Source organism: Solidesulfovibrio magneticus RS-1 (genome assembly GCF_000010665.1).
GTDB lineage: Bacteria > Desulfobacterota > Desulfovibrionia > Desulfovibrionales > Desulfovibrionaceae > Solidesulfovibrio > Solidesulfovibrio magneticus.
Genome location: NC_012796.1, coordinates 1,748,431 through 1,769,735, shown reverse-complemented (window position 1 = coordinate 1,769,735; position 21,305 = coordinate 1,748,431). Strand labels below are relative to the sequence as shown.

Here is a 21,305-nt window from a genome sequence, read left to right as displayed (position 1 = left end):
TCTCCTGCCCGTGACGCTTTAATGAGCTGAAAACAAACGAGAATGACTATCCCAAACGCTCGACCACCAACTGCCCCATGGCTTTGCAGCCGACCAGGGTCTTGCCCGGCTCCATGATGTCGCCGGTGCGGTAGCCGTCGGCCAGCACCTTGGCGCAGGCGGCTTCGATGGCCTCGGCGGCGGCGGGCTGGTCAAAGGAATGCTTGAGCATCATGGCCACGGACAGGATGGTGGCCAGGGGGTTGGCCTTGTCCTGGCCGGCGATGTCCGGGGCCGAGCCGTGGATGGGCTCGTACAGGCCCGGGTTGGCCGCGCCAAGGGAAGCCGAGGGCAACATGCCGATGGAACCGGTGATGACCGCCGCTTCGTCGGACAGGATGTCGCCGAAAAGGTTTTCCGTCACGATGACGTCGAACTGCGACGGAGCGCGCACGAGCTGCATGGCCGCGTTGTCCACGTACATGTGGCTCAACTCCACGTCCGGGTAGTCCTTGGCCACTTCCAGGACCACCTTGCGCCACAGGCGCGAGACGTCCAGCACGTTGGCCTTGTCCACGGAGCACAGCTTCTTGCCGCGCTTGCGGGCGGTCTCGAAGCCCACCTTGGCGATGCGGCGCACTTCGTGCTCGGCATAGACCATGGTGTTGAACCCGACTTCCTCGTCGCCGCGCTTCTCAATGCCGCGCGGTTCGCCGAAATACGCGCCGCCGGTCAGCTCGCGGATGACCATGACGTCCAGGCCCTGGCCCACGATGTCCGGGCGCAGACAGCAGGCGGCGGCCAGCTCCGGGAACAGCTTGGCCGGACGCAGGTTGGCGAACAGTCCCAACGCCTTGCGGATGCCAAGCAGGCCCTTTTCCGGGCGGATGGCCGGGTCGATCTCGTCCCACTTGGGGCCGCCAACCGCGCCGAGCAGCACGGCGTCAGCCGCCTTGCAGGCCGCGACCGTCTCATCAGGCAGCGGCACACCCACGGCGTCGATGGCCGCGCCGCCGATAAGCGCCTGGGTGTAGGCGAACTCCAGGCCGAACTTCTTGCCGACCACGTCCAGAACCTTCACCGCCTCGGCCACGATCTCCGGCCCAATGCCGTCGCCCGGCATGACGCAGATATTGTAACGCATGTGCTAACCTCGAAAATATTATTGAAGATGCCTCCGGCGGCCGGGGGGATAATCCCCCCGGACCCCCTGAATGGAAGGCAAATTATTTATGCGAGAGTGCACTCGGCCAGCCGGTCCCCCTTCACCCATTTGGGGGGTCTGGGGGCCTCAGGCCCCCAGCCGCCGGAGGCACTCTTCTCTTCCTTCTTACCTACACTCGCTCCGCCAAGCGGTCCTGGACGTAGGGGATGAGGCCCCCTTTGTCGAGAATGCCTTTCATGAACGGCGGCACGGGTTTGCACTGGATGGTCTGGCCGGTGGTGACGTTACTGATGACGCCGGTATCGGCATCGACCTTGAGTTCGTCGCCGTCGTGGATTTTGCTCACGTCGTCGCCGATCTCCAGCAGCACCAGCCCCATGTTGAAGCCGTTGCGGTAGAAGATTCGGGCGAAGCTGTGGGCGATGACCACCGGGATGCCGGCTCCGAGCAGGGCTATGGGCGCGTGTTCGCGCGACGAGCCGCAACCGAAGTTTTCGCCGGCAACCATGATGTCGCCCTGCTTCACTTTCTTGATCCAGCCGGCTTCCAGGCCTTCCATGCAGTTGGCCCCGAGTTCGGCCGGGTCGGTGGTGACCAGGAACCGGGCCGGAATGATGGCGTCGGTGTCGATATGCGCGCCGACCGTATGGGCAGTACCGTGGTACATGTCTCTCTCCTTATGCTCTAAGCCTCGCGAGCGACCCTCCCCTTATTGGGGGGTCCGGGGGCCTCAGGTCCCCGGCCGCCGGAGGCATCTTATTCTTCCTCTCTCTACTACACCTTGGCCGGATCAATGATCTCGCCGGCAACAGCGGCGGCGGCGGCGGCGGCGGGGCCGGAGAGGTAGACTTCGCTTTCCAGGCTGCCCATGCGGCCTTTGAAGTTGCGGTTGGTGGTGGCGATGGCGCGTTCGCCGCCGGCCAGGATGCCCATGTGGCCGCCCAGGCACGGCCCGCAGGTAGCGGGGCCGACGATGCAGCCGGCGTCCATGAAGGTCTCGATGAGGCCTTCGGCCAGGGCTTGGCGCCAGATGTTGGGGGTGGCGGGCAGGATGATGGTGCGCACGTCCTTGCTCACCTTGCGGCCCTTGAGGATGGCGGCGGCTTCGCGCAGGTCCTCGATGCGGCCGTTGGTGCAGGAACCGATGACGGCCTGATCGACTTTGAGGCCGGCCACGGCGGAGACGGGCTTGACGTTGTCGGGCAGGTGCGGGCAGGCGATCTGCGGCTCCATGCCGGTGGCGTCGATGGTGACGACGCGTTCGTAGGCCGCGCCGGCATCGGCGGCAATGGCCTTGTCGCCTTTGCGGCCGTGGGCGGCGGCGTAGGCCAGGGTCTTGTCGTCGGCGGCGAAGAGTCCGACCTTGCCGCCGGCTTCGATGGCCATGTTGGACATGGTCATGCGGCCTTCGACGGACAGGGCCGAAGCCAGCGGGCCGACAAACTCCAGGGCCTTATACAGCGCGCCGGAAACGCCGATGGTGCCGATGAGCGCCAGCATGAGGTCCTTGGCCCCGACCCACTGGCGCAGCGTGCCGGTGAGGATGACCTGGATGGTGGGCGGCACTTTGAACCAGGTTTCGCCCAGGGCCATGCCGGCGGCCACGTCGGTGGAGCCCATGCCGGTGGCGAAGGCTCCCAGACCGCCGTAGGTGCAGGTATGGGAGTCCGCGCCGATGACCACGTCACCCGGGCCGACCAGGCCGAGTTCGGGCAAAAGCGCGTGCTCGACGCCGACGTTGCCGCCTTCGAAGTAATGGGTGATGCCCATTTCCTTGGCGAATTCGCGACAGACCTTCACCTGTTCGGCCGATTCGATGTCCTTGTTGGGCGTGAAGTGGTCGGCGACGATGGTGACCTTGTCTTTGTCGAAAACGCCGGCCGCGCCCATCTTTTTAAAGGACTTAATCGCCAGGGGCGCGGTGATGTCGTTGGCCAGGACCAGGGAAAGCCGGCAACGGACGATCTGCCCGGGACCTGTAATCTGCTCATCGCAGTGCTGCTGCAGGATTTTCTCGGCTAAAGTTGCGGGCATGTCCGTTCCTCCTCCTTCTTGGCCAAACGGTTGAGCGCGTTGATAAAAGCCAGGGTACTGGCCATGATGACGTCGTCGTGGACGCCGCGGCCGACAGTGGTCGCGGTTCCGTCCTTGATGCGCACGGTCACTTCGCCCTGGGCGTCGGTGCCGCCGGTGATGGCGTTGATCTGGTATTCTTCGAGGTCGGGCTTGCGGCCCACGGCCTGGCAGACGGCGTTAAAGACCGCGTCCACCGGGCCGGAACCGGCGCTGTAGTGGCGCACGGTCTGGCCTTCCACCTGCATTTCGACCACGGCAAAGGGCGCGAGTTCCACGTTGCCGCAGTGTACGGACAGGAACTGCAAGGCGTAGCGGTCCGGGCGGCGCAGGACTTTTTCGAGGATAAGGGCCTCGATGTCTTCGTCCAGGATGCGCTGCTTGCGGTCAGCCAGCTGTTTGACGGCCACGAAGACCACGAGCAGCTCTTCGTCGTTTAAAGCATAGCCGAGTTCCTTGACCTTGGCGTCCAGAGCATGGCGGCCGGAGTGTTTGCCAAGCACCACCACAGCGCCTTTGCGGCCGATGCTCTCGGCAGTCATGATCTCGTAGGTGCGGCGATCCTTGAGCACGCCGTGCTGGTGGATGCCGGACTCGTGGGCAAAGGCGTTGCGACCCATGATGGGGGCATAGGGCGGAATCGGCTGGCCGATGATGCCCGACAGGCGGCGGCAGGAGGGGAAAAGCTCCTCGGTGACGATGCCGGTGGTCAGGTTATAGTAGTTGGGCCGGGTGTTGAGGCCCATGACGACCTGCTCCAGGGAGGCGTTGCCGGCCCGTTCGCCGATGCCGGAGAGCGTCACTTCGGCCTGGCGCGCGCCGGCGTGGAGGGCGGCCAGGGTGTTGGCCACGGCCAGGCCCAGGTCGTTGTGGCAGTGGACGGCGAAGGTGACGCCGCCGGCTCCGCGCACGGTGGTCATGAGGTGGCGGATAAGCTCGGCGAACTCGGCCGGCTGGGCGTAGCCCACGGTGTCGGGGATGTTGAGGATGGTCGCGCCGGCGTTTATGGCCCGCTCGCAGGCGGCAACGAGGAAGGCAGGTTCGGAGCGTGAGGCGTCCTCGGCCGAGAACTGGACCTCGACGCCCTTGGACGCGGCGTGGGAAACGGCCGCCTCGATCATGTCGAGAACCTGGGTCGGGGTCTTGTTCAACTTGTGCTGCATGTGCAGCTCGGAGGTGGCCAGGAAGGTGTGGATGCGGCGGCGCTGCGCGCCCTTGATGGCTTCAAAGCCCCGGTCGATGTCCGAGGCCAGGGCCCGGCACAGGGCGGCCACCACCGGGGTCTTGACGGCGGCGGCGATGGCCGAGACGGCCTGGAAATCGCCTTCGCTGGCGGCCGGGAAACCGGCCTCGATGATGTCCACGCCAAGGGTTTCGAGTTGGCGGGCCATGCGGACTTTTTCTTCGCGGGTCATGGTGGCTCCGGGCGACTGTTCGCCGTCACGGAGCGTGGTATCAAAGATGTATACCCTGTTGTCGTCGGACATGAGGGTCTCCCCTTTCTCCGCTTATGCGGAGAGGATCAGGCGCGCGTGAGCACGCGCCGAGGCACTCTGGTTGGCCTGGGCCGGGGCAAGTGACAAGAAATGTCAAAAAGGGGATAACGGTGTTATGAGAGCTCCTGGAGGGGCTCCCGTAGCTTGGTGCGGCGCGGCAGAATGAAGAAGGTGTAGAAGATGCCGGAGATGAGGTAGGCGGAAAAGAGCAGGAAGCCCATGAGCCAGGGCTCGGAGGCGACCACGACGAAAAGCAGCAGCGCCGTGACCATGGCGCTGAAGGGATGGGCCTTGACCAGCCCGAGTTCCTTAAACGACGCGTAGCGCACGCGGCTGACCATGAGGAAGGACAAGGCGTACACGAGCACGAGGCAGGCCTTGGGGATGACAGCGGCGGCGATGTCGTCGGGCAGATAGCGCTCGAACATGAAAAACAGCGCGATCATGCAGCCAGCGGCCGGGATGGGCAGGCCCACGAAGAACTTCTTGGAGGTGGTGGTCTTGCCGGACATGACGTTGAACCGGGCGAGCCGCAGCGCGCCGCAGGCCACGAGCATGAAGGCGGCCAGAATCCCCAGGCGGCCGAAGCGGGCCAGCTGCCACTGGTAGACCATGATGGCCGGGGCCACGCCGAAGGCCACGAGATCGGCCAGGGAGTCGAACTGCACGCCAAAATCGCTGCTGGTGCCGGTGAGCCGGGCCACCTTGCCGTCAAGGCCATCGAAAAGGCAGGAGAAGAGAATGGCCAGGGCCGTCATGTCAAACTGCCCTTCGATAGCCCAAAGCACCCCCAGAAAGCCCGCGAACAGGCTTGCCATGGTGAACAGGTTCGGCAGGATATACACGCTCCTGCGAGCCCGGCTCTGGGTGACTTTTTCTTCCATCTCGCTACGTGATCGTCAACGGGGCAAGCCCGGTTAGTCGGCCTTTTTCGCCAAAACGGTGACACCGGCCATGGTTTTCTGGCCCATGGCGACAGCCGGATGATAGCCATGGGGCAGATAGACGTCAAGGCGCGACCCGAACTTGATCATGCCGTACCGTTCGCCGCGCGAAAGCGTATCGCCGGCCTTGGCCGGGCAGACGATGCGCCGGGCAATCAGCCCCGCGATCTGCACCACGGTAAACCGCGCGCCCTCGGCATCGGTGACGACAATGACGTTGCGCTCGTTGTCCGTGGAAGCCTTGTCCAGGGAAGCGTTGAAGAATTTGCCGGGAATGTAGCGCACTTCCGAAACCACGCCCGTGACCGGCGAGCGGTTCACGTGGACGTTAAAAACGTTCATGAACACGCACACGACCTGGCGCATCTCGCCCGTGATCGGGTCCGCCGCCTCGCCGAGCTTGCAGACCACGCCGTCGGCCGGGGACACGGCTATGCCGTTTTCCGTGGGCGAGGTGCGGTCCGGGTCGCGGAAGAAATTGAAGGAAAAAATCGTGGACAACAGGCTGATGGTGGCTAGGCAAGGCCAGCGCAGCAGGGCGAAAACCAGGGTCGCCAGGGCGAAAACGCCGATGATGGGCAGTCCGTCGCGGGCCAGGCCGCAAATGGGCTTATACATTTAAAGCGCTCCAAGGGGCGGGCACAGGTCGGCCAGTTCGGCGAAAAACGACTCCCGGTCCCGGTATAAAAGGGTTTTAAAGCCCAGTCGGGCGGCCAGTTCCGTATTGTGGGCCGCGTCGTCGATGAAAAGAGACTCCCCGGCCGTCACGTCCATGGCCGCCAGGGCCAGCTCGAAAAACGCCGCCTCGCGCTTGGACGTGCCGTGATGGTAGCTGTTAAAGACCTGATCGAAATGGGAAAAGACGTCATGCCGGGCGTCAAGCCGGGCCAGCCACTCGGTCTGGTCGCTTAAGATCGCGGTCTTAAGGCCCAGGCCGCGCACCGCGTCGGCCAGGGCGAACATGTAGGGCCGGGGCACGAACCGCGACAGCACCACCTCGGTCAGATGCGCGTCGTCGGCCGCAATGCCCGTGGCCTTGCGAAAGGCCTGCCAAAACCCGGCCTCGTCGCAGCCGCCGACCACGAACCGCGTGGTCCAGGCCATCTCATAGGCCGCCGGCACCACCTCGGCCGGATCGCGACCGGCCTCCCGGGCGATGTCGATGAGCGCCTGGCGAAAGCCCTCCTCGGCCAACACGCCGCCGAAATCGAAAAACACGGCCCGAAGTCCACATACCTGGCTCATGGTTCCCCCATTTCTCGCGGCGTCGCTTCCCATGCCGGCCCGAAGGCCGTATATACGGAAAACGCCCGCAAGGCTGTAGCCGTAAAGAGCGTCCCAAGCAAGTCGGGAATTGCGAAGAGGGAAGATGCCTCCGGCGGCCGGGGGCCTGAGGCCCCCGGACCCCCCATTCGAAGAAAAAGGGGGGACTGGGCTGGCGGACGTATTGGGGTTGGAGGAAAAAATGTCGGATTCCATACGTGTCGGGGTCAGCTCCTGCCTGCTCGGCAATCCCGTCCGCTACGACGGCGGCCACAAACGCGACAGCTACGTCGTCGATACCCTGGGCCGCTATTTTGAATTCGTGCCCGTGTGCCCGGAGGTCGAATGCGGCCTGGGCGTGCCGCGCGAAGCCATGCGGTTGGTCGGCGACCCCGAGGCCCCGCGCCTGGTCACCATCAAGACCGGCGTCGATCTCACCGAGCGCATGAACGCCTGGGCAGCGGGGCGCGTGGCCGAACTGGCCGAGGAGCGACTGTGCGGTTTCATCTTCAAGGCCAAGTCGCCCTCCAGCGGCATGACCCGGATCAAGGTCTATAATGATAAGGGTGCTCCGGCCGAACGCGGGGTCGGTCTTTTCGCCCGGGCCTTCATGGACCGCTTTCCGCTGATCCCGGTAGAGGACGAAGGGAGGCTCCACGACGACAAGCTGCGGGAAAACTTCATCGAACGCATATTTGCCATGCAGCGCTTCCGCGACGCCGTGGCCGGCGACGGCCGCTCGACCCTGGTTTCGCGACTCATCGCCTTCACCGCCGGGCACAAGCTGCTGTTCATGGCCCACAGCCCGGAGCTGGCCCGGCAAATCGGCCGGCTCACGGCCGAAGCCAGCAAATGGCCGGCCGACGGCCTCGTCCATGCCTACGAGACCCTGCTCATGAAAACCCTGGCCCTGCCGGCCACCCCGGCCAAGCACGCCAACGTGCTCCAGCACGCCATGGGCTATTTCAAAAAAGTGTTGACCACCTACGAGAAAGCGGAACTCAACGAAGTCATCGCCAACTACCGCCTGGGGCTTACCCCGCTCATCGTTCCCGTAACGCTCATCGCCCACTTCACCCGCAAATACGACGTGGCCTATTTAAAGGACCAGGCCTACTTGGCCCCTCACCCCATTGAACTCAAACTGCGCAACCACGCCTGAACCGGAGCGTTCCCATGCCGTTTTTCCGTTGCGTCGCCATGCTTTTCGTCCTGGCCGCCCTTGGAGCCGCCGCCCCGCGCCCAGCCTGTGCCGCCCCCCTGCCCGGCCGCCAGACCACGGCCCATGTGGTCGAGGGGCTGACCCGCTCCGGTCGCGTCCACGGCCTGGTGGTCGGCTACGTCAGCCCGGCCGGGAAAGCCGTCTACGGTTTCGGCCGGCGCGATGAATCCTCGCGCTCCAAGGCCCCGGACGGCCGAACGCTCTTTGAGATCGGCTCCATCACCAAGAGCTTCACCGGCATCCTGCTGGCCCAGGAGGTCATCGCCGGCAAGCTGCGCGACACCGACCCCATCCGCCTCATGCTGCCCGAGGGAACCATCGGCAAGGACTCGCCGCTGTACTGGGTCAGCCACCTCGATCTGGCCACCCACACCTCGGGCCTGCCCGTGGCCCCGGACAACCTGCCGTCCAAGGACCCCGCCAATCCCCTGGCCGGCTATTCCACGGGCCTGCTCCTGCGCGCCCTGGAAACCGCCAAGCCCATCGCGCCGGTGGGGCAGAACTTCTATTACAGCAATATGGGCGCGGCCCTTAGCGGCTACATCCTGGCCCGGACCGCCGGGATGGACTATGAAAAGCTCGTGGTCGAGCGCATCTGCGACCCGTTGGGCATGGCCGACACCCGGGTGACCCTGTCCGAGGACCAGCGTGCCCGCCTGGCCCACGGCCACAACGACAAGGGCAAGGTCGTGCCCAACTGGGAGGTCACGGGCCTGGAAGGGGCCGGCGCCCTGCGCTCCACCGCCGACGACCTGCTCGCCTACGCGGCCGCCAACCTGGGCCTGGTCCAGACGCCCATCCTGCCGGCCGCGCTTTTCGCCCATCTGCCGCGCAAACACGTCTCGGACATCCCGGCGCTGTACATCGGCTATTTCTGGAACGTCATGAATTTCGCCGGCAAGGCCTACGTGCTCCACGCCGGCCGCTCGGGCGGCTATTTCGCCCTGGTCCTCATGTCGCCGGCTGACCGCTCGGCCGTGGTCTTTTTAAGCGACACCGAGGGCGACTTCACCAAGGAGAGCTGGCGGCTTTTGGAGCTGTTGACCGGCAAATCCATCAAGTCCTGACCCTACCCCGACACGCCGTCCGTGCCTTGACTGGCCGGACGGCGTGCTTATAAAGTTTACATAATCCATTTCTCCAAGGAGGTATGGGCTATGTTCAAGCATTTGTTGCCGCGTCTTCGCGAGCGCTCCGTGGCCGTGCGCCGGCCCGCGAGCCTGGCCGATCTCATGGAAGACTTCTGGCGCGAACCCGCAACCGCCCTGGGGCCGCTGTTCAGGGACATGGCCTACCCGGCCGTGGACGTCAGCGAAGCCGAGGGAGTGGTCACGGTCAAGGCCGAACTCCCGGGGCTTGATCCCAAGGATGTGACCCTGACCGTGGAGAACGACGTCTTGATCCTGCGGGGCGAAAAGAAGTTCGAGGGCGAGGAGAAGAAGGACGACTACCACCGCATTGAGCGCGCCTACGGCTCCTTCTCCCGCGTCATCCCGCTGCCGGGCAAGGTGAAGGAGGCCGAGGCCAAGGCGAACTTCGACAAGGGCGTGCTCACCGTGACCCTGCCCCGCGACGCCGAGGCCGCCGCCCGCTCCATTCCCATTCAGCAAAGCTGACCCCTCGCAAGCGTTCCCCTCCCCAATCCCCCAAGCCGCCGAGGTCCGCCTCGGCGGCTTTTTATGGGGGTGGGCCGGCCCGGAGCTTGGCCGACAAGAAGATTCGCCGCCCTCGGAGCGTGGGAAGCTGCTGGCCGGCCAAGGGCAATCCGGGCTGCCGGCACTGGCGGTGCCGGGTCGATGAGGTCCCGCCCGGGCCGGTCAGGCCCAAGAAAAACCCAGGAAATCCCGGCCCATGACGGGACACCCCGCAACATCCGCCCCGAATGCGGGCCGAAGCGGCCCCGAAAACGGCTTTTGGATGGAAAAAATATGCAATTAATATCAGTGTTTTATGGTCAAAAATTGAAAAATTGAAAATTTCCTGTTGACGAGCGGGCCGGATTTTGACAGTTATGCGCCTCGGCAACGGCGGCCGCCCCGCCGAGCCGGACCGGACGGAAAAAAAGTTGAACAAAGTCGTTGACAACCGGGCCGGCAGCGAGTAAATACTCGGACTCCTTGAAACGAGGCGGCATAGCCAAGTGGTAAGGCAGAGGTCTGCAAAACCTCCATTCTCCGGTTCAAATCCGGATGCCGCCTCCACAAGCTGATCTTTGAGCGGGAATAACTCAGTGGTAGAGTGCAACCTTGCCAAGGTTGAAGTCGCGGGTTCAAATCCCGTTTCCCGCTCCAAATGAAAATCGCAAGGGCCGGCCCGCAAAGCCGGCCCTTTTTCTTTGCCTTGTCCCTGCTCTTGGGCTATTGCCGGAAATTCATACCGCAATGGGAGTATTTGTGGACACAGCCATCGCTCTTGACGCCCCCCTCGACGAACTGCTCGACGCGGCTCGCTGCCGCTACGACGTCTGCTTTGAACCCGTGGCCGTGGGCGACACCCGCCTGGAGCTCCTGCAAATCGCCGACGTGGCCGCGCTCATTGACCGCCAGCTCGCCGCCGCCGGCGACGGCCCGGTGGAGCTGCCCTACTGGGCCGCCGTATGGCCCGGGGCCGTGCTGCTGGCCCACGGCCTGCCCGGCCTGGGCGATCCGGCCGGTCGCTCGGCCCTGGAAGTCGGCTGCGGCATCGGCGTGGCCGGACTTTTCGCCGCCGCCGCCGGCTATGACACCCTGCTCACCGACATCCACCCCGACGCGCTGCTTTTTACGCAAATAAACATCCTGCATAACGGCCTGGCCCACCGGGCCAAGGTCGCCCGGGCCGACTTCACGGCCGACCGACTGGGCCGGCGCTTCGACGCCATCCTCGGGGCCGAGGTGCTCTACATGCAGGACGCTTACCGTGGACTGATGAAGTTCCTGCTGGCCCATATCGCCCTCAAAAAAGACGCCGCCGTGCTCCTGGCCAAGGACTACACCCGAAAGGCCACCCGTTTCCTGGCCATGGCCGACGAGGAGTTCGCCATCGCCGAGCGCGTGGTGGGCTTCAAGGAAACCAACCCCGAGTCCGGCCAGCCCGAGCGCAAGCTCTGCCAGCTCTACCGCCTGACCCCGAAAAAGGTCGCCTAGAGCCGCGTCCCTTAACAATACGCGTATAATTTTTAAGACAACTCCATGGTTTTAGGCTGTTCTCTACGAAATGCCCGTTGTGCCTTTCGTGGACGCGACACGAGACCCAATCCGCTTTTCGCATCGGAAACGCCATGACCCACGACACCATCGAGGCCGCCGGCCTGTCCCATCGTCCCAAGGGCTACACCCTCGACCAGGATAAAATCATCAGCCCCGTGGAAACCATCGCCCGGGCCAGGGCCGCCTTTGCCCGCCTGGGCCAGGGCGTGTTGGCCGAGACCAGGCGCATCGACACCGGGCGCCTCGGCATTCCGGTCTTTTTGAGCATCTGCGGCGACGAAGCCCGCAGCGTCATGCCCACCCGCAAACAGATGGGCAAAGGGGCCAGCCCCGAGCAGGCCGAGGCCTCGGCCCTGATGGAACTGGCCGAACGGTACAGTTTCTTCTCCTTCTGGCGCGACGAGGCCCGCTTCCTGCCGGCCACCTGGACCGAGGCCGAAGCCGAGTACGGTGACGCGCTCATTCCGCTGTCCGTCATCCTCCAGTCCGTAGGCGAGAACCTGAGCGAGGCCGACGCCCGGCGCATCCTCGACCTGGTCCCCTGGCGCTTCATCAAAGTGCGTGACGTGGCCGCCGGCAAGGATGTGGCCGTGCCCCTGGACTGGTTCAAGATTCTCAACGAATTTAACGGATCTTCCGCCGGCAACTGCTTCGAGGAATCCGTGCTCCAGGGGGCCTGCGAGCTGGTCGAGCGCCATGTCTGCGCCGTCATCGACCGCGAACGCCGCGTCATGCCGACCATCGATCCGGCCGACATCAAGGACCCGGTCCTCAATAAGCTCCTAGCCGCCTTCGAGAGCCAGGGCGTCAAGGTCTGGCTCAAGGACTTCACCCTGGGCCAGCCCGTGCCCACCGTGGCCGCCATTGCCTACGATCCGGCCACCTTTCCCAACGCCTCGGAGATCGTTTTCACCGCCGGCACGGCCGCCTCGCCGGCCAAGGCCGCCATCCGGGCCCTGACCGAAGTGGCCCAGCTGGCCGGGGATTTCGAGTCGCTCAGCAACTACGAGGCCTCGGGCCTGCCCAAGTTCACGAGCCTGGACGAAGCGGCCTGGGTCCTGGACGGCCCGCTGGTTGCGCTGGAGAGCCTGCCGAGCATCGAGCGGGCCGACATCGCCGAGGAACTGGCCGAGCTGGCCCAGTCCCTGGGCCGGCTGGGCCACAAGCTCCTCACCGTGGACACCACCCATCCCGAGCTGGGCCTTTCGGCCAACTACAACGTCATCCCGGGCTTTTGGTTCCGCGAGCGCACTCCGGCCGCCAGCCTGGGGCTTTTCACCGGCCGGCTGTTGGCCGAGGAGGCCGATCCAGCCACGGCCGACGCCGGGCTGGCTGCCCTGGCCGAGGTCTACCCCAGCGCCCCCTTCGTGCCCTTTTTCGAGGGCGTGCTGTCCCTGCGCCTGGGCGACGCCGAGGCGGCCGCCGCCCAGTTCGCCTGCGCCGAGAATCTCCAGCAAAGCGCCGAGGACAAGGGACTGGCCGCCTTCTATCAGGCCCACGCCCTGTCCCAGCTTGGCCGTTTCGAGGACATCGTGCCCATCCTCGACCGGGCCATCGGCCTGTGTCCCGAGGTGAAGGAATACTTCAATCTGCGCGGGGTGGCCCATTTCAAGGCCGCACGCTACGAAGCCGCCGCCTTGGAGCTTGACTCCGGTTCGGCCATGGATCTGGCCAACCTGGGGCTGTGTCAGGCCCGCCTGGGCAACGGCCCCCTGGCCGAACACTATCTGGAAGCAGCCCTGAAACTGGACCCGTCCATCACGTTTGCCCGCGACGAACTGGCGGCCTTGCAACGGCCTTAAGCCTTAAAATTCATTGCAACCAAGCGTCATTTATTACAAAAGCAAAATGAAGCTGTCGCCTGTTCGATGAAAAACCGTTGACAGGAACCGTTTTTCGCGATTACGGTTTCAAACGTAACGCGGGAGCCTGACGCCCCAACGGTGCAGGTTCCCCTCCAATCATGACCCATCGGGCATCAAGGGTGCTCTGATTCTGGGTAACGCCTCCCGCCACGCGGGAAGGCGTAGGGCCGCCCGGCTGCAAGGCAATCTCGGCCGGGCGCTTGTATCATCAACCGTTTAAGGAGGATGCGCATGGCTACTGTTGAATACAAAGGCAAAACCTTCGAGGTCGATGAAGACGGCTTCCTGCAGAAGTTTGAAGACTGGACCCTGGAATGGGTTGACTACGTGAAGGACTCCGAGGGCATCAAAGAGCTGACCCCCGAGCACAACAAGGTCATCGAGTTCCTGCAGGACTACTACAAGAAGAACGGCATCGCCCCGATGGTGCGCATCCTGTCCAAGGTGACCGGATTCAAGCTGAAGCACATCTACGAGCTGTTCCCCTCCGGACCGGGTAAAGGAGCCTGCAAAATGGCCGGCCTGCCCAAGCCCACCGGCTGCGTCTAGAGCTTTCGCTCTTCGAGGAAGAAAGGCGGCGGGGCGACTCGCCGCCTTTTTTGCGTCCTTTGTTCCTCTTCTTGCGCTGACGCGCCTCCTGCTCATGTTGTATGGCCGCCGCCATACGGCCGTCCCGTTGCCGGTCTGCCTTGCCGGCAACGGGACGGCCCGAAGCCTGCCTTGGCGTCTCCAGGCGCTGCCGCGCGAAACGGATACAGACCGTGGCCGGCGGGCGCTTCCCGGGAGTCCGAACTCAGGCCTCCCGTCCTCTCCTTGGCGGGCACGCGCCTGCCTGCGCCCGGGATGAGTGTCCGACGCGGACCCGACGCTGTAAGGGCATCCTCGACACATTCCGACCGTTTCAATGGCGACCGCCGCCTCCGCGACCGGCCTCCGCACGGCTTTGCGATTTCAATACACTGTATTCACAAGCTATTATGCTTTCCTCTGATCGACGTCTGGACCGTGTGACAATTCTGGACGATCTTTCAAAGCATGTCACTTTTGTGTCAAATCAAGACCTCGGTAAAAAATTTTTTACCAACCCCTTGCGTTGTCACCGGGGCTTCGGGTAATAGTTTCTCATGTCCGGGGGGTAGCCTCCCCCGGATACGCGCCGGACATGTTTTGAGAGACGAAAGGAGGAAGGATTTTATGAAGCGTTTTGCCGCCCTGGCTCTCGTGGCCGCCTTCGTGCTGGGGGCTTTCGCCTCCGCTCAGGCCGCCACCGAAGTCAAAATGACCGGTGACGCCCGTATCTACGGCGTCTTTTTCGCCAACCACAACTTCACCGGCTGGAACACCTCTTCGTGGACCAGCGCCACCAGCCCCACCACCTGGAAAAAGGCTGGCACCCAGACCGAAGACCGTTTCCAGATCTGGGAACGTTTTCGTCTGCGCTCCGACTTCGTGGCCAACGAGGCCGTGAAGTTCCGTCTGGGCATCCGCGTTGAGAACACCTGGGGCAAGGGCACCTTCACCGCTGCCAACCCCGAAGTCTCCATCGACGTCTACCAGGCCTTCCTGCAGTTCAAGGTGCCCGGTTGCCAGGATGTCGAAGTGACCGCCGGTCTCCAGGACGTCGACCTGCCCCAGTCCAAGATGTTCTATGCCTCCCCGGTCTTCGGCGGCGACCGCATCGCCGCGCTGACCGTGAGCGCCCCGCTCATCGACAAGACCCTGAGCGTGCTCGCCGGCTTCGGTCGTCTCATCGACACCAACCGGACCTACGACACCACCACCACTCAGGTCGCCGACGAACTGGACATGTACTTCCTGGCCCTGCCCATCACCCTTGATGGCTTCAAGGCCACCCCGTGGGGCGCTGTCGCCGTCGCCGGCGACGCCGCCAACTACTGGACCACTGGCTTCGCCCAGAACCTGGTCTCCGGCGGCACCTTCGTGTCCCCCGCTCTGTGGAAGAACGACCAGAACGCCTTCTGGTGGGCTGGCGGCGCTTTCGAAGTGACCGCTCTTGATCCCGTGAAGTTCTACGCTGACGTGATCTACGGCGCCGGCGCTCAGTCCGACCGCAAGAAGAGCAAGCGTCAGGGCTGGTTTGTTGACCTCGGCGTCGAGTACACCGGCTGGGACATCCTTACCCCGCAGCTGTACGGCTGGTGGTCCACCGGTGAAGACGGCTCCACCCGCAACGGTTCCGAGCGTATGCCGATGGTCCGCCCCAACTGGGGTCCGGGCAACAGCTTCCTGTTCGATAACTCGCAGGATCTGGCCAAGGAAGGCAACATGGGCGTGTCTCCGGTCGGCAACTGGGGCATTGGCGCCACGCTGAACAACATCACGTTCATCGAAAAGCTGACCCATCGCCTGACCTTCAACTACGTCCGTGGCACCAACTCCCCGGCTGCCCTGCGTAACCTCAACAACCTGATCGGCTCCAACCCGTACTTCACCATGGGTCGCGACCTGACCCAGAACGAGCAGTTGTTGTCCGTGAACTTCGACAACAAGTACATGATCTACGAGAACCTGGCCGCCGTCATGGAAACCGGCTGGGCTCACGGCGACTTCCAGGAAAGCGTCTGGGGTCGTCGCCTTGCTGAAAAGTCCCGTTCCGGCGATGCCTGGAAGGTGGCTTTCGGTCTGACCTACAAGTTCTAGTTCGTCTCCTCGATTCTTCCGGCGCGGAGGCCGGGACCGCAAGGTCCCGGCCTTTTTCATTGTCGCCGCATGAGCGCCGGTGGTTACGAGGACGTGCCGGGAAAAGCCGAGAAGCTCGCGGCCGTTTGGAATCGTGAGAAGGCGGGAGAACGGCCCGTGCGGGCCAAAGCGCAAAGACGCAGCTACCGGCCGGGCCGGCAGAAAAGGGGCAGCACCGCTCCGGCAAGATCGCGCTCCACATCGATGACGTTGCGTTCCCCGGAACTGGGAGCCGAGACAAAAGGAACCTGCCCCCGGGACAAAAAGGCCTTGAGCGAGGCCAGGGGCACGGCAAAGCCCACGTCGGCCAGCCCCTCGCCCACCCTGGCCCGCACCGCCGCGCCGTCGCGGCGCGCCCGCACCACCCCGGCCACCCGGCCGCCGGCGTCCAGGAGCGGCCCGCCGCTGTTGCCCGGCAGGACCTCGGCGCTGACGGCCAAATCCCCGGCCGGTCCCATGCCGCTGGCCAGCTCCCGGGTGCGGCCCGAGGTCACGCGCATCCGGCCCGTGCGCGCCGCCTCGCCCGGGTAGCCCGCGGCAAAAACCGGCGTCCCCGGCGACAGTTCCCGGCCTTCGCGCAGGACGAGGACCTTGTCCGGGGCCACGGCCAATCGCACCAAGGCCAGGTCGTGTTCCGGGTCCAGCCGCAGCAGGCTTGCCGTCACGGGCTTGCCGTCCACCATGGCCACAAGGCTCTTGCAGCTCTCGGCTACGTGGGCGTTGGTGACCACATGGCCCAGCCGGCTGACCACGAAGCCCGTGCCGGTACGGTACCCTTCGGCCGGTTTCTCGTCCTGGCGCGGCGGGGCGTCCCGTCCCGGGCCGCGACCCCTGATGGCCTGGGCCTGGGCCGGCGGCAGTTCGCTGGCCGCTTGGGCCGACAGTCGGCCGAGACGGGCGGCGAAGGGCTCGCCAAGCTTGCCCTTGCTTTCGGCGAAAAGGGCTAGACGGTAGGCTTCGGCCGGATCGCGGGGGACCACCTTGCCGGCCAGATAGAGTTCGCCCAAAAGCACCGCCGCCTCGCCCGAACCGGCGGCCATGGCCTTGCGCAGATAGCCCGGCCCGTCCGAGACCGGCCCCAGGCGACCTTCCAGGCGCATGGCCCCGGTAAGCAGCAAAGCCTGGGCCGAACCGCGCCCGGCCGCCTTACGCAGCCACTCCCCGGCCCGGGTGTCGCTTTGGGGAACGCCCCGACCCTCCAGATGCAGCACGGCCAGGGACAGCATGGCCGGCACCGAGCCGCCGTCGGCGGCCCGGCGATACCACTTGGCCGCCTCGGCCATGTCGGGCGGACTCCCGCCTCGGCCGGCCTCGGCCATGCGGCCGGCCAGCCAGAAGGCGGCCGGATTATCCGCGGAAAGCAGCGGCCGCAACTCCTGTCTGGCCCGAGCGTCGTCCCCGCGCTCATACGCGCGCAGGGCGTCGTCGAAATCGGCCCGGACCGACCCAGCCCCCCCCGTCAGCACCAGGGCTAGGCCAAGCAGGCCGGCGGCCACGGCCCTGAAATAGCCTGAACCTGGACGCACCGGCATCAGTGGCCGCTCTTTTTGGCCGGCGGCGGCGCGGGCGGTTCGGCCGGCAAGGGTGTTTCCTGGCCGGGGCGGCAAAATCCGTAGCGTTGGGAGACCTGCGGTTCACTGCCGGCCCCGTGGCGAGAGGAAACCATGAGCAGATTGTCCGAAGCGCCGGCATGGACCGGATAGACCGTCACCATGGTCACGCCGCCGTCGGCGTAGCGGGCCATGACCGACAATCCGGCCGGCGAGACCATGAGCACGCCCGGCGTCTCCAGGGCATCCTCCTCCAGCACAGCCCGATTCTTGGTCCGGTCCGTGATGGCGATGGTCAGTCCCGGCGTGTTGGGATCAAGGGGCGGCTTGAGGCTCACCCGCCCCTGAGGCGTAAAAACGGCGTTCATGCCCTGGCTATAGGCGCAGGCCAGCCGTTTGGCCGTGACCAGGATTTTGGCCGGCTCTTCGGCCAGGGCCTGGCCGCCGGACAGGATCGTCAGGCAGGTCGCCAGCATCCAAAACACCCGTTTCATGCCGCCTCCTTGGCGCGACGTGCGCGCAAAGGACTGTAGAAAGCCCCGGCCGCCCCGGTCAAGCCGGGAAGCAGGACTTGCCGACCGGCCGGGCTTGGCGTAGTGTCCGCCGCCTCGACGGTCGGCAAATCTGCCTCGATTCCGTCCTTGCCGCCGCCCTTTTTCCGGAGTTATACGCAACATGCAGAAGTATCGCGTTTATTTTGCCACTAAAGTGCTTGTTACATCGGGTTGGTTTCGTCGCCAAAAAAGCGTATCGGAGATGGAATACGTCGTTGTCTATGGACACAACGAAGCCCATGCCGTCAAGGAAGCCAAGGCCCGCATCGACCTCGGCGCCCTGGGGATGCCCTTCCAGGTAACGCGCATCCAGGCCGCCCTGGCCGAGGACGCCGAAGGCTACCACGGCTCCCTGGCCCCCAAGGACCGGCCGGCCCCGGAACCGGAGCGCGCCGACGAAAACTGATTGGAGAGCCGCTCCCAGGAGGCGACCGCCATGCTGACCGCCTTTCCCAAAGGACTCGCCGCCCACGCCAGAGGCATCCGCTTCGCCCTGGCCCACAAAGGCTATCTGGGCCTTTGCGCCATTCCCTTTGCCCTGGCTTTGGCGCTCTACGGCGTGGGCTTTGCCGTGTTCGCCAGCCACGGCGACCAGATGCTGGCCGCCCTGTGGTCCCCTGACGCCCAGGCCGGCGGACTGGCCGGCGCGCTGGCCTGGCTGTACCTGCATGTTTTCAAGTACATCCTGTACGTCCTGGCCTTTGTCATCATGTATTTCCTGTTCATGGTCACGGCCAACATCCTGGCTGCGCCGTTGTACGACCACATCGCCGGGCGGATGCTGGCCCTGGCCGGCGCGTCACGCCAGGGGCCGGCCCTATCCTTTGGCCGGCTGATGCTGGAGGAAATCAAGAAAGCGGTCTTTGTCATGGCCGCGCCGCTGCTGCTGCTCTTCATTCCGGTCCTGGGGCAGGTGCTGGCCCCGGCCGCGGCGGCCATGCTTCTGGCCCTGGACTTCCTCGACTACCCGTTTTGCCGGGAAGAAGAGCGCTTTGGCGTGCGGCTGCGCCGACTGGCCGGCAATCCCCTGCTGCTGCTGGGCTTTGGGCTGCCGCTGCTCATCCCTGGCCTCAACATCCTCCTCTTCCCCTTCGCCATCCTGGGCGGCACGCTGCTCTATCTCGACCAGACCGGGCGCTCCGTGAACCAGCCGGGAAAATGACAATTCCGACACGTTAGCGTCAAGAAATCCCGGATACGCTGGCGGCGGCCGCCTAGTGGCCCCCCAAGGCGGCCCAGCCCTCTTGCCCGCCGTCGTCCCCGGCGCTATGAAGGCCCGGTTTGCCCGCCCGGGCAGCCGTCTTCCGGCCTGACCGCAGCACCCTGTCCGTGGAGAACCGATTGAACAGCCCCCGCGCCGCCCACGGCGGCCACGCCCCCAAGCCCACCGCCGCCCTGACCCTGGCCGCTCTCGGCGTCGTCTTCGGCGACATCGGCACCAGTCCCCTGTACGCCATCAAGGAGTGTTTCCACGGCATCCACGCCATCGCCGTGACCCCGGACAACATTCTGGGCGTGCTCTCGCTCATCTTCTGGTCCCTGACCATGGTTATCACGGTCAAGTATGTGCTTTTCATCACCGCCGCCGACAACCGGGGCGAGGGCGGCATCTTCGCCCTCATCGAACTTTTGCCCAAGGACGCCGGCCATCGCCACGTGCGCACGGTCCTGGCTTTTCTGGGGCTGTGCGGGGCGGCGCTGCTCTACGGCGACGGCATCATCACCCCGGCCATTTCCGTGCTCTCGGCCGTGGAGGGCCTGACCGTGGCCACCGACGCCGCTGCCCCCCTGGTCATGCCCATCACCTGCCTGATTCTGTTTGGCCTCTTTGCCGTCCAGCGACGGGGTACGGCCGGCATCGGCAAGGTTTTCGGCCCGGTCATGCTCGTCTGGTTCGCCGTGCTGGCCGTGCTGGGGCTTAAGGAAATCCTGCTGGCTCCCCAGGTGCTCTCGGCCGTCAACCCGATCCATGCCGTTAAGTTCTTCCTGGAAAACCAACTACATGGGGTGGTGGTGCTCGGCTCGGTGGTGTTGTGCATCACCGGCGGCGAGGCCCTGTATGCCGACCTCGGCCATTTCGGCCGCCGGCCCATCCAGCGCTCCTGGCTGCTGGTGGTCTTCCCCTGCCTGCTGCTCAACTATTTCGGCCAGGGCGCGGGGCTGCTGCTCGATCCTTCCATCGCCCCCAACCCGTTTTACAGCCTCGTGCCCGACACCCTGCTCTACCCCATGGCGGCGCTGTCCACGGCGGCCACGGTCATCGCCTCCCAGGCCCTTATTTCCGGGGTCTTTTCGCTCACGCGCCAGGCCATCCAGCTTGGCGTGTGCCCGCGCCTGCGCATCGTGCACACCTCCAGCGACATGGAAGGGCAGATCTACATTCCGGAAGTCAATTTCGCCCTCATGTGGGCCTGCATCGGCCTGACCCTGGCCTTTGGCGAATCCAGCCGCCTGGCCGCCGCTTACGGCATCGCCGTCACGGCCACCATGGGCATCACCTCCATCCTCTACTTCTTCGTGGCCCGCTGGACCTGGAAACAGCCGCTGTACCGCGTGCTGCCCCCGGTCTTGATCTTTTTGGCCTTCGATCTGGCCTACTTCGGCTCCAACCTCCTCAAGGTGGCCGACGGCGGCTGGTTCACCCTGCTCATCGCCGGCCTGATCGTTCTGGCCATGGCCACCTGGGAAGACGGCCGGGCCGCCCTGCGCCGGCTGTCCGTGGCCACGGCCGTGCCGCTACGGCTGTTTTTGTCCGAGGTCTCGACCAAAAATCCCATTCGTGTGCCCGGCACGGCCGTGTTCATGTCGCTGTCGCCCCAGGGCACGCCGGTCACCCTGCTCCACCACTACAAGCACAACAAGGTGTTCCACGACAAGGTCGTGATCCTAAGCGTCACCGCCTCCGACGTGCCCACCGTCCCCGAGGCCGACCGCCTGGACATACAGGACATGGGCCAGGGCTTTTACCGAATCGTGGCCCGCTACGGCTTCATGGAGACCCCGGACGTGCCCGCCGTCATGGCCCAGGCCCGAAACCTTGGCGTGCCCATCGATCCGCCGGCCGACACCACCTATTTCCTGGGCCGCGAGAGCCTGCTCACCACGGGCAAGGCCAGGATGGCCGGCTTTCGCAAGAGCCTTTTTGCGCTCATGTCCCGCAACGCCCGGCCGGCCACGGCCTACTTCGGGCTGCCGCCCGGTCGGGTGGTGGAACTGGGCGTTCAGGTGGAGCTCTAGCGCCGCCCACCAACAGTCTCTGGCCACAATGGCCGGGCGGTGGAACCGACGTCCAGGCGGCGCGACGGC

General features: G+C 65.0%; 19 protein-coding genes and 2 tRNA genes. 12 read left to right on the top strand and 9 right to left on the bottom strand.

What is annotated here, in order from left to right:
• Positions 1 to 46 precede the first annotated feature (46 nt).
• From leuB to DMR_RS07400, 7 genes are all read right to left on the bottom strand, one after another.
• On the bottom strand, positions 47 to 1,123 hold the full coding sequence (gene leuB / locus DMR_RS07430; protein WP_015860297.1) for a 3-isopropylmalate dehydrogenase: 1,077 nt from the start codon (positions 1,121 to 1,123) through the stop codon (positions 47 to 49).
• 190 nt (positions 1,124 to 1,313) lie between these two features.
• Positions 1,314 to 1,811 carry a 3-isopropylmalate dehydratase small subunit gene (locus DMR_RS07425; RefSeq protein WP_015860296.1) on the bottom strand — a complete coding sequence of 166 codons (498 nt, stop codon included), beginning with the start codon at positions 1,809 to 1,811 and terminating at the stop codon, positions 1,314 to 1,316.
• 107 nt (positions 1,812 to 1,918) lie between these two features.
• Positions 1,919 to 3,178, bottom strand: a complete 1,260-nt coding sequence (gene leuC, locus DMR_RS07420; RefSeq protein WP_015860295.1) for a 3-isopropylmalate dehydratase large subunit — start codon at positions 3,176 to 3,178, stop codon at positions 1,919 to 1,921.
• Positions 3,163 to 4,704, bottom strand: a complete 1,542-nt coding sequence (locus DMR_RS07415; protein WP_015860294.1) for a 2-isopropylmalate synthase — start codon at positions 4,702 to 4,704, stop codon at positions 3,163 to 3,165. Before DMR_RS07415 ends, leuC begins: the two co-directional genes overlap by 16 nt.
• A gap of 122 nt (positions 4,705 to 4,826) precedes the next feature.
• Positions 4,827 to 5,597: a CDP-diacylglycerol--serine O-phosphatidyltransferase gene (pssA, locus tag DMR_RS07410; RefSeq protein WP_015860293.1), complete on the bottom strand. Its 771-nt coding sequence runs from the start codon at positions 5,595 to 5,597 to the stop codon at positions 4,827 to 4,829.
• A gap of 33 nt (positions 5,598 to 5,630) precedes the next feature.
• Positions 5,631 to 6,275 carry a phosphatidylserine decarboxylase family protein gene (locus DMR_RS07405; RefSeq protein ID WP_015860292.1) on the bottom strand — a complete coding sequence of 215 codons (645 nt, stop codon included), beginning with the start codon at positions 6,273 to 6,275 and terminating at the stop codon, positions 5,631 to 5,633.
• Positions 6,276 to 6,902 carry an HAD family hydrolase gene (locus DMR_RS07400; protein ID WP_015860291.1) on the bottom strand — a complete coding sequence of 209 codons (627 nt, stop codon included), beginning with the start codon at positions 6,900 to 6,902 and terminating at the stop codon, positions 6,276 to 6,278.
• 220 nt (positions 6,903 to 7,122) lie between these two features.
• Between DMR_RS07400 and DMR_RS07395 the strand changes: the two genes are divergently transcribed.
• The 9 genes from DMR_RS07395 to DMR_RS07355 all read left to right on the top strand — a co-directional run bounded on the left by DMR_RS07395 (position 7,123) and on the right by DMR_RS07355 (position 15,856).
• Entirely contained in the window at positions 7,123 to 8,082 is a 960-nt protein-coding gene (locus tag DMR_RS07395; protein WP_015860290.1) for a YbgA family protein, read from the top strand.
• Positions 8,083 to 8,096: 14 nt separating this feature from the next.
• The gene (locus DMR_RS07390) at positions 8,097 to 9,209 is read left to right on the top strand and encodes a serine hydrolase domain-containing protein (RefSeq protein ID WP_015860289.1); all 1,113 of its coding nucleotides are present in this window, start codon (positions 8,097 to 8,099) and stop codon (positions 9,207 to 9,209) included.
• Positions 9,210 to 9,299: 90 nt separating this feature from the next.
• On the top strand, positions 9,300 to 9,758 hold the full coding sequence (locus DMR_RS07385; RefSeq protein WP_015860288.1) for an Hsp20/alpha crystallin family protein: 459 nt from the start codon (positions 9,300 to 9,302) through the stop codon (positions 9,756 to 9,758).
• 510 nt (positions 9,759 to 10,268) lie between these two features.
• Positions 10,269 to 10,343: transfer RNA gene (locus tag DMR_RS07380), tRNA-Cys, on the top strand.
• Between the two features lie 15 nt (positions 10,344 to 10,358).
• Positions 10,359 to 10,433 (top strand) — tRNA-Gly (locus DMR_RS07375).
• 102 nt (positions 10,434 to 10,535) lie between these two features.
• A complete protein-coding gene (locus DMR_RS07370; RefSeq protein ID WP_148208386.1) occupies positions 10,536 to 11,267 on the top strand; it encodes a class I SAM-dependent methyltransferase in 732 nt (243 codons plus the stop codon).
• 134 nt (positions 11,268 to 11,401) lie between these two features.
• Positions 11,402 to 13,132 carry a YcaO-like family protein gene (locus DMR_RS07365; RefSeq protein WP_015860287.1) on the top strand — a complete coding sequence of 577 codons (1,731 nt, stop codon included), beginning with the start codon at positions 11,402 to 11,404 and terminating at the stop codon, positions 13,130 to 13,132.
• Positions 13,133 to 13,426: 294 nt separating this feature from the next.
• Positions 13,427 to 13,744: a TusE/DsrC/DsvC family sulfur relay protein gene (locus DMR_RS07360; RefSeq protein ID WP_006921540.1), complete on the top strand. Its 318-nt coding sequence runs from the start codon at positions 13,427 to 13,429 to the stop codon at positions 13,742 to 13,744.
• A 645-nt stretch (positions 13,745 to 14,389) separates the two neighbouring features.
• Positions 14,390 to 15,856, top strand: coding sequence for an outer membrane homotrimeric porin (locus DMR_RS07355; RefSeq protein WP_015860285.1), 1,467 nt, complete (start codon positions 14,390 to 14,392; stop codon positions 15,854 to 15,856).
• 182 nt (positions 15,857 to 16,038) lie between these two features.
• Here DMR_RS07355 and DMR_RS07350 read toward each other — a convergent pair whose 3' ends face one another.
• Both DMR_RS07350 and DMR_RS07345 read right to left on the bottom strand, forming a co-directional pair.
• Positions 16,039 to 17,427 (bottom strand): tetratricopeptide repeat-containing serine protease family protein, encoded by a 1,389-nt coding sequence (locus DMR_RS07350; RefSeq protein ID WP_015860284.1) that lies wholly within the window; start codon positions 17,425 to 17,427, stop codon positions 16,039 to 16,041.
• On the bottom strand, positions 17,427 to 17,939 hold the full coding sequence (locus tag DMR_RS07345; protein ID WP_015860283.1) for a hypothetical protein: 513 nt from the start codon (positions 17,937 to 17,939) through the stop codon (positions 17,427 to 17,429). Before DMR_RS07345 ends, DMR_RS07350 begins: the two co-directional genes overlap by 1 nt.
• A 262-nt stretch (positions 17,940 to 18,201) precedes the next feature.
• On the opposite strand from DMR_RS07345, the gene DMR_RS07340 reads away from it, so the two are divergent.
• The 3 genes from DMR_RS07340 to DMR_RS07330 all read left to right on the top strand — a co-directional run bounded on the left by DMR_RS07340 (position 18,202) and on the right by DMR_RS07330 (position 21,236).
• Positions 18,202 to 18,405, top strand: coding sequence for a hypothetical protein (locus DMR_RS07340; RefSeq protein WP_015860282.1), 204 nt, complete (start codon positions 18,202 to 18,204; stop codon positions 18,403 to 18,405).
• A 30-nt stretch (positions 18,406 to 18,435) separates the two neighbouring features.
• Entirely contained in the window at positions 18,436 to 19,161 is a 726-nt protein-coding gene (locus DMR_RS07335) for an EI24 domain-containing protein (RefSeq protein WP_015860281.1), read from the top strand.
• Between the two features lie 179 nt (positions 19,162 to 19,340).
• Positions 19,341 to 21,236 (top strand): potassium transporter Kup, encoded by a 1,896-nt coding sequence (locus DMR_RS07330; RefSeq protein WP_052278968.1) that lies wholly within the window; start codon positions 19,341 to 19,343, stop codon positions 21,234 to 21,236.
• Positions 21,237 to 21,305: the final 69 nt, after the last annotated feature.

Bases quoted from the DNA above. Each gene is read 5' to 3' on its own strand.
- pssA (WP_015860293.1), bottom strand. From the start codon at position 5,597: ATGGAAGAAAAAGTCACCCAGAGCCGGGCTCGCAGGAGCGTGTATATC.
- DMR_RS07365 (WP_015860287.1), top strand. From the start codon at position 11,402: ATGACCCACGACACCATCGAGGCCGCCGGCCTGTCCCATCGTCCCAAG.
- DMR_RS07335 (WP_015860281.1), top strand. From the start codon at position 18,436: ATGCTGACCGCCTTTCCCAAAGGACTCGCCGCCCACGCCAGAGGCATC.
- DMR_RS07400 (WP_015860291.1), bottom strand. From the start codon at position 6,902: ATGAGCCAGGTATGTGGACTTCGGGCCGTGTTTTTCGATTTCGGCGGC.
- leuB (WP_015860297.1), bottom strand. From the start codon at position 1,123: ATGCGTTACAATATCTGCGTCATGCCGGGCGACGGCATTGGGCCGGAG.
- DMR_RS07340 (WP_015860282.1), top strand. From the start codon at position 18,202: ATGGAATACGTCGTTGTCTATGGACACAACGAAGCCCATGCCGTCAAG.
- DMR_RS07390 (WP_015860289.1), top strand. From the start codon at position 8,097: ATGCCGTTTTTCCGTTGCGTCGCCATGCTTTTCGTCCTGGCCGCCCTT.
- DMR_RS07350 (WP_015860284.1), bottom strand. From the start codon at position 17,427: ATGCCGGTGCGTCCAGGTTCAGGCTATTTCAGGGCCGTGGCCGCCGGC.
- DMR_RS07385 (WP_015860288.1), top strand. From the start codon at position 9,300: ATGTTCAAGCATTTGTTGCCGCGTCTTCGCGAGCGCTCCGTGGCCGTG.
- DMR_RS07345 (WP_015860283.1), bottom strand. From the start codon at position 17,939: ATGAAACGGGTGTTTTGGATGCTGGCGACCTGCCTGACGATCCTGTCC.
- DMR_RS07405 (WP_015860292.1), bottom strand. From the start codon at position 6,275: ATGTATAAGCCCATTTGCGGCCTGGCCCGCGACGGACTGCCCATCATC.
- leuC (WP_015860295.1), bottom strand. From the start codon at position 3,178: ATGCCCGCAACTTTAGCCGAGAAAATCCTGCAGCAGCACTGCGATGAG.
- DMR_RS07395 (WP_015860290.1), top strand. From the start codon at position 7,123: ATGTCGGATTCCATACGTGTCGGGGTCAGCTCCTGCCTGCTCGGCAAT.
- DMR_RS07415 (WP_015860294.1), bottom strand. From the start codon at position 4,704: ATGTCCGACGACAACAGGGTATACATCTTTGATACCACGCTCCGTGAC.
- DMR_RS07355 (WP_015860285.1), top strand. From the start codon at position 14,390: ATGAAGCGTTTTGCCGCCCTGGCTCTCGTGGCCGCCTTCGTGCTGGGG.
- DMR_RS07425 (WP_015860296.1), bottom strand. From the start codon at position 1,811: ATGTACCACGGTACTGCCCATACGGTCGGCGCGCATATCGACACCGAC.
- DMR_RS07360 (WP_006921540.1), top strand. From the start codon at position 13,427: ATGGCTACTGTTGAATACAAAGGCAAAACCTTCGAGGTCGATGAAGAC.